General features: G+C 67.6%; 10 protein-coding genes. All 10 read left to right on the forward strand.

What is annotated here, in order from left to right:
• The first annotated feature begins 28 nt into the window (after positions 1-28).
• Positions 29-1,072, forward strand: a complete 1,044-nt coding sequence (argC, locus tag H7K34_RS18665; RefSeq protein ID WP_264063453.1) for an N-acetyl-gamma-glutamyl-phosphate reductase — start codon at positions 29-31, stop codon at positions 1,070-1,072.
• Positions 1,069-2,307 carry a bifunctional glutamate N-acetyltransferase/amino-acid acetyltransferase ArgJ gene (argJ, locus tag H7K34_RS18670; RefSeq protein ID WP_372510788.1) on the forward strand — a complete coding sequence of 413 codons (1,239 nt, stop codon included), beginning with the start codon at positions 1,069-1,071 and terminating at the stop codon, positions 2,305-2,307. Before argC ends, argJ begins: the two co-directional genes overlap by 4 nt.
• Positions 2,304-3,194, forward strand: coding sequence for an acetylglutamate kinase (gene argB, locus H7K34_RS18675; protein WP_264063454.1), 891 nt, complete (start codon positions 2,304-2,306; stop codon positions 3,192-3,194). The genes argJ and argB overlap by 4 nt, the downstream gene beginning before the upstream one ends.
• Positions 3,191-4,381, forward strand: coding sequence for an acetylornithine transaminase (locus tag H7K34_RS18680; protein WP_264063455.1), 1,191 nt, complete (start codon positions 3,191-3,193; stop codon positions 4,379-4,381). The genes argB and H7K34_RS18680 overlap by 4 nt, the downstream gene beginning before the upstream one ends.
• On the forward strand, positions 4,374-5,300 hold the full coding sequence (gene argF / locus H7K34_RS18685) for an ornithine carbamoyltransferase (protein WP_264063456.1): 927 nt from the start codon (positions 4,374-4,376) through the stop codon (positions 5,298-5,300). The genes H7K34_RS18680 and argF overlap by 8 nt, the downstream gene beginning before the upstream one ends.
• Complete coding sequence (locus H7K34_RS18690; protein WP_264063616.1) at positions 5,297-5,797, forward strand: arginine repressor; 501 nt, start codon at positions 5,297-5,299, stop codon at positions 5,795-5,797. The genes argF and H7K34_RS18690 overlap by 4 nt, the downstream gene beginning before the upstream one ends.
• A 16-nt stretch (positions 5,798-5,813) precedes the next feature.
• A complete protein-coding gene (locus tag H7K34_RS18695) occupies positions 5,814-7,034 on the forward strand; it encodes an argininosuccinate synthase (RefSeq protein WP_264063457.1) in 1,221 nt (406 codons plus the stop codon).
• Positions 7,031-8,455, forward strand: a complete 1,425-nt coding sequence (gene argH, locus H7K34_RS18700) for an argininosuccinate lyase (protein ID WP_264063458.1) — start codon at positions 7,031-7,033, stop codon at positions 8,453-8,455. Before H7K34_RS18695 ends, argH begins: the two co-directional genes overlap by 4 nt.
• Positions 8,456-8,607: 152 nt before the next feature.
• Entirely contained in the window at positions 8,608-9,669 is a 1,062-nt protein-coding gene (locus H7K34_RS18705; protein ID WP_264063460.1) for a type III polyketide synthase, read from the forward strand.
• Between the two features lie 141 nt (positions 9,670-9,810).
• Positions 9,811-16,221 carry a type I polyketide synthase gene (locus H7K34_RS18710; protein ID WP_264063461.1) on the forward strand — a complete coding sequence of 2,137 codons (6,411 nt, stop codon included), beginning with the start codon at positions 9,811-9,813 and terminating at the stop codon, positions 16,219-16,221.
• Positions 16,222-16,224 lie beyond the last annotated feature (3 nt).

The following is a 16,224-nucleotide window of genomic DNA, read 5'->3' on the forward strand; positions in this document are numbered from 1 at the left end:
GGCTGCATAACCATGCAGAATTGACTGAATGGCCGACGTAACTAGGGTGGCGATCGCCGGTGCCAGCGGCTATGCGGGCGGCGAGATTCTGCGCCTGCTGCTCGGGCACCCGGCCTACGCCGACGGCCGACTCGCCATCGGCTCGGTGACCGCCGCGGCCAGTGCCGGCAGCACGCTGGGTGAGCACCACCCGCACCTCACGCCGCTGGCTCAGCGAGTGGTCGAGCCCACCGAGCTTGCCGTGCTGCAGGGCCACGACGTGGTGTTTCTGGCTTTGCCGCATGGACATTCGGCGGCGCTGGCCAAGCAACTCGGCGCCGAAACGCTGATCGTCGACTGCGGCGCGGACTTCCGGCTCACCGACCCCGCAGCATGGGAACGGTTCTACGGATCCGCGCATGCCGGCAGCTGGCCTTACGGCCTGCCCGAGTTGCCCGGCGCCCGGGAACGCCTACGCGGCGCCCGCCGTATCGCGGTGCCGGGCTGCTATCCGACCGCGGCCCTGCTGGCGTTGCTGCCCGCCGTGGCCGAGGAGCTCGTCGAACCCGCCGTCACGGTGGTCGCCGTCAGCGGCACCTCCGGAGCCGGTCGCGCGGTCAAGGCCGACCTGCTCGGCTCCGAGGTGATCGGATCGGCTCGGGCCTACAGCATCGCCGGCGCCCACCGGCACACCCCGGAGATCGCCCAGGGGCTACGTGCCGTGACCAATCGCGATGTCTCGGTGTCGTTCACCCCGGTGCTCATCCCGACTTCCCGCGGCATCCTGGCGACCTGCACCGCGCGTACCAAGGCCCCGCTGTCGCAGCTGCGGGCTGCATACGAAAAGGCATACGACGCCGAGCCTTTCATCTACCTGATGCCCGATGGGCAGTTGCCCCGCACCGGCTCGGTGATAGGCAGCAACGCCGCACAAATCGCCGTCGCGGTGGACGAGGCAGCCGAGACGTTCGTCGCGATCGCCGCGATCGACAACCTGACCAAAGGCACCGCAGGCGCCGCGGTGCAATCGATGAACCTGGCGCTGGGTTGGCCGGAGACAGCAGGCCTTTCGGTGATCGGGGTGGCACCGTGACCGACATAGCGCCCGCGACCGAATCGGAGGCTTCCGGCACGCGGCTGGTGCGCACCCAAGGTGTCACCGCGGCCGCGGGCTTTCGGGCCGCCGGCATTGCCGCCGGAATCAAGAAGTCGGGGGCACGTGACCTCGCGCTGGTCTTCAACGAAGGACCCGACTACGCCGTCGCCGGGGTGTTCACCCGCAACCAGGTCAAGGCCGCCCCGGTGCTGTGGACCCAGCAGGTGCTCACCACCGGCCAGTTGCGCGCGGTGATCCTGAACTCCGGGGGCGCCAATGCCTGTACCGGTCCGGGCGGCTTCCAGGACACCCATGCCACCGCCGAGGCGGTCGCTGCCGCGCTGTCGGACTGGGGAACCGAGACCGGGGCCATCGAGGTCGCCGTCTGTTCCACCGGCCTGATCGGCGAGCGGCTGCCGATGGACAAGGTGCTGGGTGGCGTCACGCACATCGTGCACGAAATGCACGGCGGGCTCAGCGGCGGCGACGAGGCCGCACAGGCCATCATGACCACCGACACGGTACCCAAAAAGGTTGCGCTGCATCATCAGAACAACTGGACCGTCGGCGGTATGGCCAAGGGCGCGGGCATGATGGCGCCGTCGCTGGCCACCATGCTGTGTGTGCTGACCACCGACGTGGTCGCCGACTCCGCCGCACTCGACCAGGCATTGCGCCGTGCGAGCCTGCGTACCTTCGACCGGCTCGACATCGACGGCTGCTGTTCCACCAACGACACGGTGCTGCTGCTGGGCTCCGGGGCCAGTGGGATCTGCCCGTCGCAGGCCGAGCTCGACGACGCCGTTTTTAGGGTGTGTGACGACCTTTGCGCCCAGCTGCAAGCCGACGCCGAGGGCGTGACCAAGCGCGTCACCGTGACGGTGACCGGGGCCCGCTCCGAGGATGACGCGTTCATGGCTGCCCGCTCGGTCGCCCGCGACAGCCTGGTCAAGACCGCGATGTTCGGGTCGGACCCCAACTGGGGCCGAGTGGTGGCGGCCGTCGGCCTGGCGCCCGGAGTCATCATCGAGCCAGATCGAATCACGGTGTCGTTCAACGATTTTGTCGTATTCGCCGACGGCGCCGGCACCCCGGGCTCTCGCGAAGTGGATCTGTCCGGGGCCGACATCGCCGTCGTCGTCGACCTCGGCCTCGGTGACGGCGAGGCCACCATCCGGACCACCGATCTGTCGCACGCATACGTCGAGGAGAATTCGGCGTACAGCACATGACAATCAATGCCAACGAACTACCCACCGGAGTCAAAGCGCAGGTACTGGCCGAGGCGCTGCCGTGGCTGCAGCAGTTGCACGGCAAGATCGTCGTGGTCAAGTACGGCGGCAACGCGATGACCGACGACACGCTGCGGCAAGCCTTCGCCGCCGACATGGCTTTCCTGCGCAACTGCGGAATCCACCCCGTCGTGGTGCACGGCGGCGGACCGCAGATCACGGCGATGCTGCGCCGGCTCGGCATCGACAAGGGTGATTTCAAGGGCGGATTCCGGGTCACCACACCGGAAGTGCTCGACGTCGCGCGGATGGTGCTGTTCGGACAGGTGGGCCGCGAACTGGTCAATCTGATCAACGCGTACGGGCCGTACGCCGTCGGGATCACCGGCGAGGATGCCCAGCTCTTCACCGCGGTGCGCCGCAGTGTCACCGTCGACGGTGTGGAAACCGACATCGGGCTGGTCGGTGACGTCGATACGGTCAACACCGCCGCGGTGCTGGATCTGATTGCGGCGCGGCGTATTCCGGTGGTATCCACCCTGGCGCCGGACGCCGGGGGGATAGTGCACAACATCAACGCCGACACCGCCGCGGCCGCGCTGGCCGAGGCACTCGGCGCCGAAAAGTTACTGATGCTTACCGATGTCGAGGGCCTGTACACCAGCTGGCCGGACCGCGGTTCACTGGTCAGCGAGATCGACACCGCCACATTGGCGCAACTGCTACCCACTCTGGAGGCCGGGATGATTCCCAAGGTCGAAGCGTGTCTGCGTGCCGTGACCTCAGGGGTGCCCAGTGCACACGTCATCGACGGCAGGGTCAAACACTGTGTGCTGGTCGAGCTGTTCACCGACGCCGGTACTGGTACGAAGGTGGTGCCTGCATGAGCCAGACCGACACCATGCGGCAGCGCTGGGAAGCCGTGATGATGAACAACTACGGCACCCCGCCGGTCGCATTGGCCAGCGGGGCGGGCGCTGTGGTCACCGATGTCGACGGTAAGAGCTACCTCGACCTGCTCGCCGGCATCGCTGTCAACGTGCTCGGGCATGGCCACCCGGCGCTGATCGAGGCTGTCACGCAGCAGATGTCGACGCTGGGACACACGTCGAACCAGTATGCCACCGAACCCGGCGTCGCGCTGGCCGAAGAATTGGTCGCCCTGCTCGGCACCGACACCGAAACCCGGGTGTTCTTCTGCAACTCGGGCACCGAAGCCAACGAGATGGCGTTCAAGCTGTCCCGGCTCACCGGGCGCACGAAACTGGTTGCCGCGCAAGAGGGTTTCCACGGCCGCACGATGGGCTCGCTGGCGCTGACCGGCCAGCCGGCCAAGCAGGCGCCGTTCGAGCCGTTGCCGGGTGACGTCACACACGTGCCCTACGGCGACGCCGACGCGCTGGCCGCCGCGGTCGACGGCGAAACGGCGGCGGTATTCCTCGAGCCGATCATGGGGGAGAGCGGTGTCGTCGTGCCGCCCGCGGGCTACCTGGCGGCGGCTCGCGACATCACCACACGGCATGGCGCCCTGCTGGTGCTCGACGAGGTGCAGACCGGAATAGGTCGCACCGGCGCCTTTTTCGCGCACCAGCACGACGGCATCACCCCCGATGTGGTGACGCTGGCCAAGGGCCTCGGCGGCGGGCTGCCGATCGGGGCGGTGCTGGCCGTGGGGCCGGCGGCCGAACTGTTGACACCCGGCCTGCACGGCAGCACCTTCGGCGGCAACCCGGTGTGCACCGCGGCGGCGCGCGCGGTGCTGCGGGTGCTGGTCGACGACGACCTGATCCGGCACGCCGAGGTGTTGGGCAAGTCGTTGCGCGAGGGCATCGCATCGTTGAACCACCCGCTGATCGACCACGCCCGCGGCCGGGGGCTGTTGTGCGGCATGGTGCTGACCACGCCGCGCGCCAAGGATGTCGAGGCCGCCGCGCGCGACACCGGATTCCTGGTCAACGCCGCCGCGCCCAACGTCATCCGGTTGGCGCCCCCGCTGGTGATCACCGAAGCCCAGATCATCGGCTTCCTCGCGGCGCTGCCGGGCGTGCTCGACGCGGTTGGCGCACATGCCTAGACACTTTCTGCGCGACGACGACCTGTCGCCGGCCGAACAGGCCGACATCCTCGAGTTGGCCGCCGAGCTGAAGAAGAACCCGTTCAGTCGCCGCCCCCTGGACGGGCCGCGCGGCGTCGCGGTGCTTTTCGACAAGAACTCCACCCGCACCCGGTTCTCCTTCGAGGTGGGCATCGCGCAGCTGGGCGGGCATCCGGTCGTCGTCGACAGCGGCAGCACCCAGCTGGGCCGCGACGAGACGCTGCAGGACACCGCGCAGGTGCTGTCCCGTTATGTCGACGCCATCGTGTGGCGGACCTTCGGGCAAGACCGGGTCGACGCCATGGCCTCGACCGCGACGGTGCCGGTGGTCAACGCGCTGTCCAATGAGTTCCATCCCTGTCAGGTGCTGGCCGATCTGCAGACCATCGCCGAGCACAAGGGGTCGCTGGGCGGTTTGACGATGTCCTACTTCGGTGACGGCGCCAACAACATGGCGCATTCCCTGATGCTCGGCGGTGTCACCGCTGGCATCCATGTCAGGGTCGCGGCGCCGGAGGGCTTCACGCCGGACCCCGCCGTGCTGGCCGCCGCCGAGCAGCGCGCCGCGGACACCGGCGCCTCGGTCACCGTGACCGCCGACGCCGACGCGGCCGCTGCCGGTGTCGACGTCTTGGTGACCGATACCTGGACGTCGATGGGCCAAGAGGCCGACGGGCTGGATCGGGTCAAGCCGTTTCGCCCGTTTCAGATCAACACCAGGATGCTGGGCCTGGCGGATTCGGAAGCCATTGTGCTGCACTGTCTTCCGGCGCATCGCGGCGACGAGATCACCGACGAGGTGATGGACGGACCGGCCAGCGTGGTGTGGGACGAGGCCGAAAACCGGTTGCACGCCCAGAAGGCGCTGCTGGTGTGGCTTTTGGAGCGATCCCGTTGACGCGCAATGCCTCTAAGACCGCTTCCGAGATCACCCGCGCCGGTCGTCAGGCGCGGATCGTGGCGATCCTGTCGTCGTCGTCGATCAGCAGCCAAAGCGAACTGGCAGTACGGCTGGCCGACGAGGGCGTCGACGTCACCCAGGCCACGCTGTCGCGCGATCTCGAAGAGCTCGGCGCGGTGAAGCTGCGCGGCGCCGACGGCGGCGTGGGCGTCTACGTCGTTCCCGAAGACGGCAGCCCGGTGCGCGGCGTATCCGGCGGCACCGCACGGTTGTCACGGCTGCTGAGCGAGCTGCTGGTGTCCACCGACGCCAGCGCGAACCTCGCGGTGCTGCGAACTCCGCCCGGCGGAGCTGATTATTTGGCCAGCGCAATCGATCGTGCGGCGTTACCGTACGTCGTCGGTACGATCGCCGGCGATGACACCCTCTTCGTGGCTGTCCGGGAGCCGATGACGGGTGCCGAGCTGGCCAGAACCCTGGAAAACCTCAAATAGAACTGGAGATTGATTCATGTCAGAGCGCGTCATCCTGGCGTATTCCGGCGGTCTGGACACCTCGGTGGCCATCAGCTGGATAGGCAAGGAGACCGGCCGCGAAGTCGTGGCGGTCGCGATCGACCTTGGCCAGGGCGGCGAGGATATGGAGCTGATACGTCAGCGAGCGCTGGACTGCGGTGCGGTCGAGGCGGTCGTGGTCGATGCCCGCGACGAGTTCGCCGAGGGCTACTGCCTGCCGACGGTGTTGAACAACGCGCTGTACATGGACCGCTACCCGCTGGTGTCGGCCATCAGCCGGCCGCTGATCGTCAAGCACCTGGTCGCGGCAGCTCGCAAATACGGCGGCGGCATCGTCGCGCACGGCTGTACTGGTAAGGGCAACGACCAGGTCCGCTTCGAGGTCGGATTCGGTTCGCTGGCACCGGATTTGGAGGTGTTGGCGCCGGTCCGCTACTACGCCTGGACGCGGGAGAAGGCGATCGCGTTCGCGGAGGAGAACGCCATCCCGATCAACGTCACCAAGCGCTCGCCGTTCTCGATCGACCAGAACGTGTGGGGCCGCGCGGTGGAAACCGGCTTCCTGGAACATCTTTGGAACGCGCCCACTAAGGACGTCTACGACTACACCGAAGACCCCACGCTCAACTGGAGCACACCCGACGAGGTGATCGTCGGGTTCGAGCGCGGTGTGCCGGTGTCGATCGACGGCAAGCCGGTGTCGATGCTGGGAGCCATCGAGGAGCTCAACGCCCGCGCCGGCGCGCAGGGGGTCGGGCGGCTCGACGTGGTCGAGGACCGGCTGGTGGGCATCAAGAGCCGCGAAATCTATGAGGCGCCCGGCGCGATGGCGCTGATCACCGCGCACGCCGAACTCGAACACGTCACCCTCGAGCGCGAGCTGGGCCGGTTCAAACGCACCACCGACCAGCGCTGGGCCGAGCTGGTGTACGACGGGCTGTGGTTCTCGCCGCTGAAGACCGCCCTGGAGAGTTTCGTCGCCAAGACACAGGAGCACGTGTCCGGCGAGATCCGAATGGTGTTGCACGGCGGGCACATTGCGGTCAACGGCCGACGCAGCTCGGAATCCCTGTACGACTTCAACCTGGCCACCTACGACGAGGGCGACAGCTTCGACCAGTCGGCTGCCAAGGGTTTCGTCTACGTGCACGGGTTGTCGTCCAAGCTGTCCGCGCGTCGGGACCTGGCTGCCAAGGAAGACCCGAACGGCACGTGAGCACTCGAGAGGGATCACTGTGGGGCGGCCGGTTCGCCGATGGGCCGTCTGATGCGCTGGCCGCGCTGAGCAAGTCAACCCACTTCGACTGGGTGCTGGCGCCTTACGACGTCATCGCGTCGCGCGCGCACACCATCGTGTTGTTCCGGGCAGGGCTGCTCACCGAGGAACAGCGCGACGGGTTGCTGGCCGGCCTGGACAGCCTCGCCGAAGACATTGCCGACGGCAGTTTCGGGCCGCTGGTGACCGACGAGGACGTGCACGGCGCGCTGGAGCGTGGACTGATCGACCGGGTCGGTCCCGATTTGGGCGGCCGGCTGCGGGCCGGCCGGTCCCGCAACGACCAGGTGGCCACGCTGTTCCGGATGTGGCTTCGCGACGCCGTACGACGGGTCGCGGCCGGCGCGCTGGACGTCGTCGGCGCACTGGCCGCCCAGGCCGAAGCGCACCCGACGGCGATCATGCCGGGCAAAACCCACATGCAGTCCGCCCAGCCGATCCTGCTGGCCCACCACTTGCTCGCGCACGCGCATCCCTTGCTGCGTGACGTGGACCGCATCGCCGACTTCGACAAACGCGCGGCGGTGTCACCGTACGGGTCGGGGGCGCTGGCCGGCTCGTCGCTGGGGCTGGATCCGGACGCGATCGCCGCGGATCTGGGTTTTGCCACCGCCGCCACCAATTCCGTCGATGCGACGGCCGCCCGCGATTTTGCCGCCGAGGCGGCCTTCGTCCTGGCGATGATCGGCGTAGACCTCTCCCGGTTGGCCGAGGACATCATCATCTGGAGCTCGACGGAGTTCGGCTACGTCACGCTGCACGATTCCTGGTCGACCGGCAGCTCGATCATGCCGCAGAAGAAGAATCCCGACATCGCCGAGCTGGCCCGCGGCAAGTCCGGACGGCTGATCGGTAACTTGGCCGGGCTGCTGGCGACGCTGAAGGCCCAGCCCCTGGCCTACAACCGTGACCTGCAGGAAGACAAGGAACCGGTATTCGATTCGGTGGCTCAGCTGGAGCTGCTGTTGCCGGCGATGGCCGGGCTGGTGGGAAGTCTGACCTTCCACGTCGAGCGGATGGCGGCGTTGGCCCCGGCCGGCTACACCCTGGCCACCGACATCGCCGAGTGGCTGGTCCGCCAGGGAGTGCCGTTTCGGTCGGCACACGAGGCCGCGGGGGCAGCCGTGCGCGCCGCCGAGGGCCGCGGTGTCGGGCTCGAGGAGCTGACCGACGATGAGTTCGCGGCTATCAGCCCGGAGCTCACGCCACAGGTTCGCGACGTGCTGACCATCGAAGGCTCGGTATCCTCGCGCGACGCCCGCGGCGGCACCGCACCCGGCCAGGTCGCCGACCAATTGCGTGGCGTGCTGGACAGCTCGGAGCGGCTGCGGGTGCAGCTTCGCCACCAATTCGAAAGCTGACACGCGCTCGGTAGAACTCCCGATTCGCTTGGCCGTTGTCTCAGGTCAGCGAGATTTTGCGGCGCGGTCCGGCTAAGACGATTAAACTCTCAGCTCGTAGCCGTAGGGTTGAACCGGTCGACCTGCATGTTCGTCACCAAGGGGTGGGACCAATGAGTGTCATCGCAGGCGTGTTCGGCGCGTTGCCGCCGTATCGCTATTCGCAGCGAGAACTCACCGACTTTTTCCTCAGCATTCCGGGTTTTGAGGACTACGAAGACATCGTTCGGCAGCTACACGCCAGCTCCAAGGTCAACAGCCGCCATCTGGTCATCCCGCTGGAGCGCTATCCCCGGCTGACCGACTTCGGCGTGGCGAACCAGATCTATATCGACAACGCCGTTGAGCTGGGCTGCGAGGCGTTGTCAGGCGCGTTGGACGACGCGGGCCTGCAACCGCGCGACCTCGACGTGCTGCTGACGACGACGGTCACCGGACTCGCGGTCCCGTCGATCGATGCCCGGATTGCCGGTCGGCTCGGCCTGCGCGAAGACGTGCGGCGGGTACCGCTGTTCGGCCTTGGTTGCGTAGCCGGAGCGGCCGGCGTGGCCCGGCTGAACGACTACCTGCGCGGCGATCCCGACGGTGTCGCCGCGTTGATCTCGGTGGAACTCTGCTCACTGACCTACCCGGGATATAAGCCATCGCTGGCCGGTCTGGTCGGCAGCGCCCTGTTTGCCGATGGCGCCGCAGCCGTGGTGGCCGTCGGCGAGCGTCGCGCCGAACAGATCGGTGCCGGCGGCCCGGACGTCCTCGATTCGCGCAGCCATCTCTATCCGGATTCGCTGCGCACGATGGGCTATGACGTCGGCACCGAGGGGTTCGAGCTGGTGCTGTCCAAGGACGTTGCGGCTGTTGTCGAGCAATACATCGAAGATGATGTCACCGGATTTCTGGGGGCGCACGGCCTGACGGCCAGCGACGTCGGCGCCTTCGTCAGCCACCCGGGCGGCCCCAAGGTCATCCAGGCGATCACCGCGGCACTTCGCCTGGCCCCGGACGCCCTGGAACTGACGTGGCGATCGCTCGGCGAGATCGGCAACCTCTCATCGGCGTCGGTGCTGCACGTCCTGCGCGACACCATCGCCAAGAAACCGCCCAGTGGAAGCCCGGGTCTGATGCTCGCGATGGGGCCCGGCTTCTGTTCCGAGCTTGTATTGCTGCGCTGGCACTAGACGCGGGCGGGTGGACTCTGCCTGGTCTGGTAGCTATCGCGGATTGGACGTGACGGCGATGGAGCGGCGCCGATATGTTGCTTTGAAGCGCGATTACGCAGCTTTGCCCGCTTTGGCGGGCAGCACGGAAGGCCGGGTTCGATGAATAGCAGTCCGGAAGAACTGGTCGAGGCGCTGCGCGCGTCGCTGAAAGAGAACGAGCGGCTCAAGCGGGAAAATCGCGAATACCTGGCTTTGCTAACCGAGGAAGCGACCGAGCAGGTGGCCCTGGTGGGGATGGCGTGCCGTTATCCCGGTGGGGTCGATTCCCCGGAGGCGTTGTGGGAGATGGTCGTTGAGGGACGCGATGTCGTGTCGGATTTTCCGGCCGACCGCGGCTGGGATTTGGCGGGGCTGTTCGATCCAGACCCCGACGCGACCGGCAAGTCGTACAACCGCTGCGGTGGATTCCTGTCGGACGTCGCCGATTTCGATGCCGCGTTCTTCGGGATCGCACCCAGCGAGGCGCTGGCGATGGATCCTCAGCAGCGTTTGTTGCTGGAAGTCTCGTGGGAGGCGTTGGAGCGTGCCGGGATTGACCCGATCACGCTGCGGGGGTCGGATACGGGCGTGTTTGTCGGGGTCTTTCACGGTTCGTATGGGGGACAGGGACGCGTACCGGGAGACCTGGAGCGATACGGCCTGCGTGGTTCGACGCTGAGTGTCGCGTCGGGGCGCGTCGCGTATTCGCTGGGGCTTCAGGGCCCGGCGGTATCGGTGGACACCGCGTGCTCGTCGTCGTTGGTGGCGTTGCATCTGGCCGCGCGATCGCTGCGATCGGGTGAGTGCGACGTGGCGCTGGTCGGCGGCGTGACGGTGATGGCCACCCCCGCGATGTTCGTGGAGTTCAGTCGGCAGCGGGCGCTGTCTGCCGACGGCCGGTGCAAGGCCTATGCCGGTGCCGCCGACGGAACCGGTTTCTCCGAGGGGGTCGGGGCGCTGGTGGTGGAGCGGCTGGCCGATGCGCGGCGGTTGGGTCATCGGGTACTGGCGGTGCTGCGGGGTTCGGCGGTCAACCAGGACGGTGCGTCCAACGGGCTGGCGACTCCCAATGGGCCGGCGCAGCAGCGGGTGATCCGGACGGCGCTGGAAAGCGCACGCCTAGGTACTGCGGACGTGGATCTGGTGGAGGGTCACGGGACCGGCACCACGCTGGGCGATCCGATTGAAGCCCAGGCGATCCTGGCGACCTACGGGCAGGACCGTCCGGCCGATCGGCCGTTGTGGCTGGGTTCGATCAAGTCCAACATGGGCCATACGTCGGCGGCCGCGGGAGTCGCCGGTGTGATCAAGATGGTGCAGGCAATCCGCCATGGCGTGATGCCCAAGACGTTGCATGTGGACGTGCCTACGCCACACGTGGATTGGTCGGCGGGTGCGGTGTCGTTGCTGACCGGCCAGCGGTCGTGGCCGCCGCTGGATCGTCCCCGCCGGGCGGGGGTGTCGTCGTTCGGGATCAGCGGGACGAATGCGCATGTAATTCTCGAACAAGCTCCGCCGGTGGAAAGCGTTGCTGCATCCACTGATAGCGACATGCCGGTGGCTCCCTGGGTGTTGTCGGCCCGATCCGCCGAATCGCTGGTGGGCCAAGCCCGGCGATTGTTGGCACACGTGCAGGCCGATCAGCGGCTTGGTGTGGCCGACGTGGGGTGGTCGCTGGTGTCGACACGCTCGGCATTCGAGCACCGGGCCGTGGTCGTCGGCGGCCGCGACGAGTTGATGGCTGGGCTGGCCGGGTTGGCCGCCGGTGAGCCGGGCGCCAACGCCGTGGCGGGCCGCGCCCAGCCGACCGGCAAGACGGTGTTCGTTTTTCCCGGCCAAGGCTCGCAATGGATCGGTATGGGAGCCCAATTGCTCGACGCTGCACCGGTATTCGCCGAGCAGCTGAACCGATGCGAAAAGGCGCTCGGCGAGCACGTGGACTGGTCCTTGATCGACGTGATCCGGTGCGCGGCGGGCGCCCCGGGGCTCGATCGGGTGGACGTCGTGCAGCCGGTGCTCTGGGCGATGATGGTGTCACTGGCCGAATTATGGCGCTCGGTGGGTGTGTATCCCGATGCGGTGATCGGCCACTCGCAGGGCGAGATCGCGGCGGCATATGTCGCCGGTGCGCTGTCGCTGGAAGATGCCGCCCGGGTGGTGGCGCTGCGCAGCCGGCTGTTGGTGCAGCTGTCGGGTGCCGGGGGAATGGTCTCGTTGGCTTGCGACCTGGCGCGAGCGCGCGAGCTGCTGGCGCCCTCGGGTGACCGCCTGAACATCGCTGCGGTCAACGGTGTCTCGGCAGTTGTCATCTCCGGCGAGGTGGACGCGTTGCAGGATTTGGTGCGGCGCTGCGAAAGCGCCGACGTGCGTGCCCGCAGGATCGATGTCGACTATGCCTCGCACTCGGCACAGGTCGACGCGATCCGTGAATCGCTTGCCGAGGCACTGAACGGCATCGAGCCTCGATCGTCGTCGGTCACCTTCTTCTCCACCGTCACCGGCGAACCCATCGACACCGCGGGTTTGAACGCCGATTACTGGTACCGCAGCATCCGCCAGACCGTGCAATTCGAGCAGGCGGTCCGCACCGCCAGCGACGCCGGGTACCGGGTGTTCATCGAGTCAAGCCCGCATCCGGTGCTGATGGCCGGCATTGAAGACACCGTTGCCGACGATGCCGTTGTCATTCCGTCGCTGGGCCGCGACGACGGCGGGCTGGGGAGGTTCTGGCTGTCGGCGGGTCAGGCCCACGTCGCGGGCGTTGCGGTGGATTGGCGTTCGGTGTTCTCCGGTGGACACCAGGTGGAGTTGCCGACGTATGCATTTGCGGGTCGACGATTTTGGTTGCCGCCGTTAGACATTGGTGCCAGTGATCTGGGTGGTCTGGGTCTGGCCGGCGCCGAACACGGCCTGCTGGGCGCGGTGCTGCAGCGACCCGATTCCGGTGGCGTGGTGCTGACCGGCCGGCTGTCGTTGGCGGCGCAGCCGTGGCTGACCGATCACGCGGTGGCCGGGGTGGTGCTGTTCCCGGGAGCCGGGTTCGTGGAGTTGGCTTTGCGGGCCGGTGACGAGGTCGGTTGTGCAATGGTGGACGAGCTGACGCTGTCGGCTCCGCTGTTGTTGCCGGCGTCCGACGGGGTACAGGTGCAGGTTGTGGTCGGCGCCGCGGGGGGCTCGGGCCGGCGTGCCGTGTCGGTGTATTCCCGTGGTATGCAGCCCGATTCGGAATGGGCGCTGCACGCCGAGGGCGCGCTGAGCGGGGGCTCGGGCAGTCCGGCCGCGGACCTGTCGGTATGGCCGCCGCTCGGAGCGATCGCGGTGGACGTGGCCGACGCCTACGAGCAGCTGAACCGGCGGGGTTACCGGTACGGTCCGGCGTTTCAGGGTCTGCACGCGATGTGGCGGCTCGGGAACGAGGTCTTCGCCGAGGTCGCCGTGCCCGAGGTCGCCGGTGTCAAGGTGGACAGTTTCGGCATTCATCCGGTGCTGGTGGATGCCGCGCTGCACGCGATGGGGGTGGTCGGTGACCAGGCCGAGACGATGTTGCCGTTCTCCTGGCAGGGCGTGTGTTTGCACGCGGCCGGGGCGACGCGGGCCCGGGTTCGGATAGCGCCGGTCGGCGTGAGCGCGGTGTCAGTGGACCTGGCCGACGGGGCGGGGCTGCCGATTCTGTCGGTGCGCGAGTTGGTGGTTCGTCCCATCTCGGCCGCGCAGCTGACGGCGGTGGCCGCGGCTCCCCGCACCGGCGGCGGGTTGCTGGAGGTGACGTGGTCGCCGGTCGCCTTGGAGCCCAACACTATTGCCGTCGAAGATCTAACGGTGTGGGAGCCGAGTCCCGGAAGCGGTGACACGGTGGCATCGGTGTATGCGGCCACCCACGAAGCCTTGATCCTGTTGCAGTCATGGTTGGCCGGTGACGACGCGCGGGTGCTGATTGTGCTGACTCATGGCGCTGTCGGGCTGGCCGGTGAGGATGTCACGGATCTGGCGGGCGCGGCGGTCTGGGGCTTGGTGCGCTCGGCGCAGGCCGAGCAACCGGGTCGGCTGGTGCTGGTCGACTCCGACGGATCATTGGACGTCGGCGACGTAGTCGCTTGCGGTGAGTCGCAATTGGTGGTGCGCTTCGGCGTCGCACACGCCGCTCGACTGACCCCGGCCCGGTCGGTGGCGACATTGCCGCCAGGGCAGTGGCGGATGAGCGTCGGCGGCCGCGGCACCCTGGAGGATCTGGTGGTGCGTCCGCTGCCTCGGGTGGAGCTGGCCGCCGGACAGGTGCGAGTGGCGGTGGCCGCGGTCGGGGTGAACTTCCGGGATGTGCTGATGGCGTTGGGGATGTATCCCGGCGGTGGCGATATCGGTGTCGAAGGCTCCGGCGTGATCGTCGAGGTCGGTCCCGGCGTGCAGGGCGTCTCCGTCGGCGATGCCGTGATGGGTTTGTTAGGGGTCGTCGGTTCTGAGGCCGTGCTGGACGCGCGGTTGGTGACCGCGGTGCCGGCGGATTGGTCGTTGGCACAGGCCGCCAGCGTGCCGGTTGTCTTCTTGACCGCTCTGTACGGTCTATCGGTGTTGGCCGGCGTCAAAGCCGGGGACAAGGTCCTGGTGCACGCCGCCACCGGTGGGGTGGGGATGGCCGCCGTGCAGCTGGCTCGACATTGGGGTGCCGAAGTATTCGCCACGGCCAGTCGCGGTAAGTGGGACGCGTTGCGGGCCATGGGTTTTGACGATGATCACATCGGCGATAGCCGGGCGCTGGACTTCGAAGCGAAGTTTCTTGCCACCACCGACGGCGGCGGGGTCGATGTGGTGCTCAACTCGCTGGCCGGGGAGTTCCTCGACGCCTCGCTGCGATTGCTGGTGGGCGGCGGGCGTTTCATCGAGATGGGCAAGACCGACCTTCGCGACCCTGAGGCGGTTACGGCGCAGCACCATGGCGTCTACTACCGCGCCTTCGATCTGATCGAGGCCGGCCCAGATCTCACCGCGACGATGCTCTGCGACCTGTTGCAGCTGTTCGGCAGCGGCGTGCTGAAGCCGTTGCCGGTGAGCACCTTTGACGTGCGATGCGCCTCGTCGGCGTACCGATTCGTTAGCCAGGCCCGCCACACCGGCAAGGTCGTGCTCACCGTCCCCGATGGCCCCGGCGACGCGGTGCTCACGGGTTCGGGCGGCGGACTGGCCGGCGGCAGCGTGCTGATCACCGGCGGCACCGGGATGGCCGGTTCGGCCGTGGCCGCTCATCTGGTGGCTCGCTACGGTGTGGCCCACGTGGTGCTGGTTAGCCGCAGCGGCGGCGACGGCGAGGGTGTGGCGGAGCTGGTGGACCGGCTCAACAGTGCCGGGGCCGAGGTGTCGGTGGCGGCCTGTGACGTGAGCGATCGGGATGCGGTTACGGCGTTGATCGCTGCGCTGCCCGCGCAATATCCCCTCAAGGGTGTGTTCCATGCCGCCGGGGTGCTCGATGACGGGCTGGTCACGTCGTTGACCCCGCAACGGGTCGATACGGTGTTGCGGGCCAAGGTCGACGGCGCCTGGAACCTGCATGAGCTTACCCGGGACATGGGTTTGTCGGCGTTCGTGCTGTTCTCGTCGATGGCCGGGATCGTAGGTTCCCCGGGCCAGGGCAACTACGCGGCGGCGAACAGCTTCCTCGACGAGTTGGCCGGCTATCGGCGCGCACTGGGCCTGCCGGGGTTGTCGGTGGCCTGGGGACTGTGGGAACAGGCCAGCGGCATGACCCAGCACCTCGACGAGCGCGACAAAGCACGCATGAGCCGAATCGGGCTCGCGCCCATGGCAACTGAACAGGCGCTGCGATTCTTCGATACCGCGATGCTGGCCGAGCGCCCAATGATGGTCGCCGCACGTATCGACCCCGGTGCGCTGGCCCAAAACGGCTCCTCGCTGCCACCGCTGCTGAGCCAGCTGGCCACCCGCCCCATTCGGCGGGTAATCGACGAGAACGACACCACCTCGGCGTCCATGACCAGCCTCGTCGCTCGCCTGCAGGGCCTGTCGGCAGAGCAGCGACACAGCGAACTGGTGGACGTGGTCTGCCGTAACGCCGCTACGGTGCTGGGCCGTCCCAGTACCGGAGACATCAACGCCGGCAGCATCTTCCAAGACCTCGGGTTCGACTCGCTGACCGCCGTCGAGCTGCGCAACCGGCTCAAAACCGCTACCGGACTGACCCTTTCGCCAACGCTGATCTTCGACTATCCGACGCCAATCGTGCTTGCCGAGCACCTCGACACCCGGCTGGCGGTCTCCACGGTTCCCAATTCTGGGCCTGCCGAGCAGCCCAACCTGATGGCACGTTTCAACGACATCACCCGGGAGCTGCAAACGCTGCTGAACCGACCTGACTGGCAGCTCGAAGACAAACCGCACCTATCCACCCGCATCCAGACCCTGCTGACCACGCTCAGTGGCCACCTGGATCCATACGACCAGCAACAAGCCGATGACGAGGACATCCACAGTGCCAGCGAAAGCGAACTGTTCGCCATCCTCGACGAAGAACTCGGCTCCTAAGAC

Source organism: Mycobacterium montefiorense (assembly GCF_025823255.1).
GTDB lineage: Bacteria > Actinomycetota > Actinomycetes > Mycobacteriales > Mycobacteriaceae > Mycobacterium > Mycobacterium montefiorense.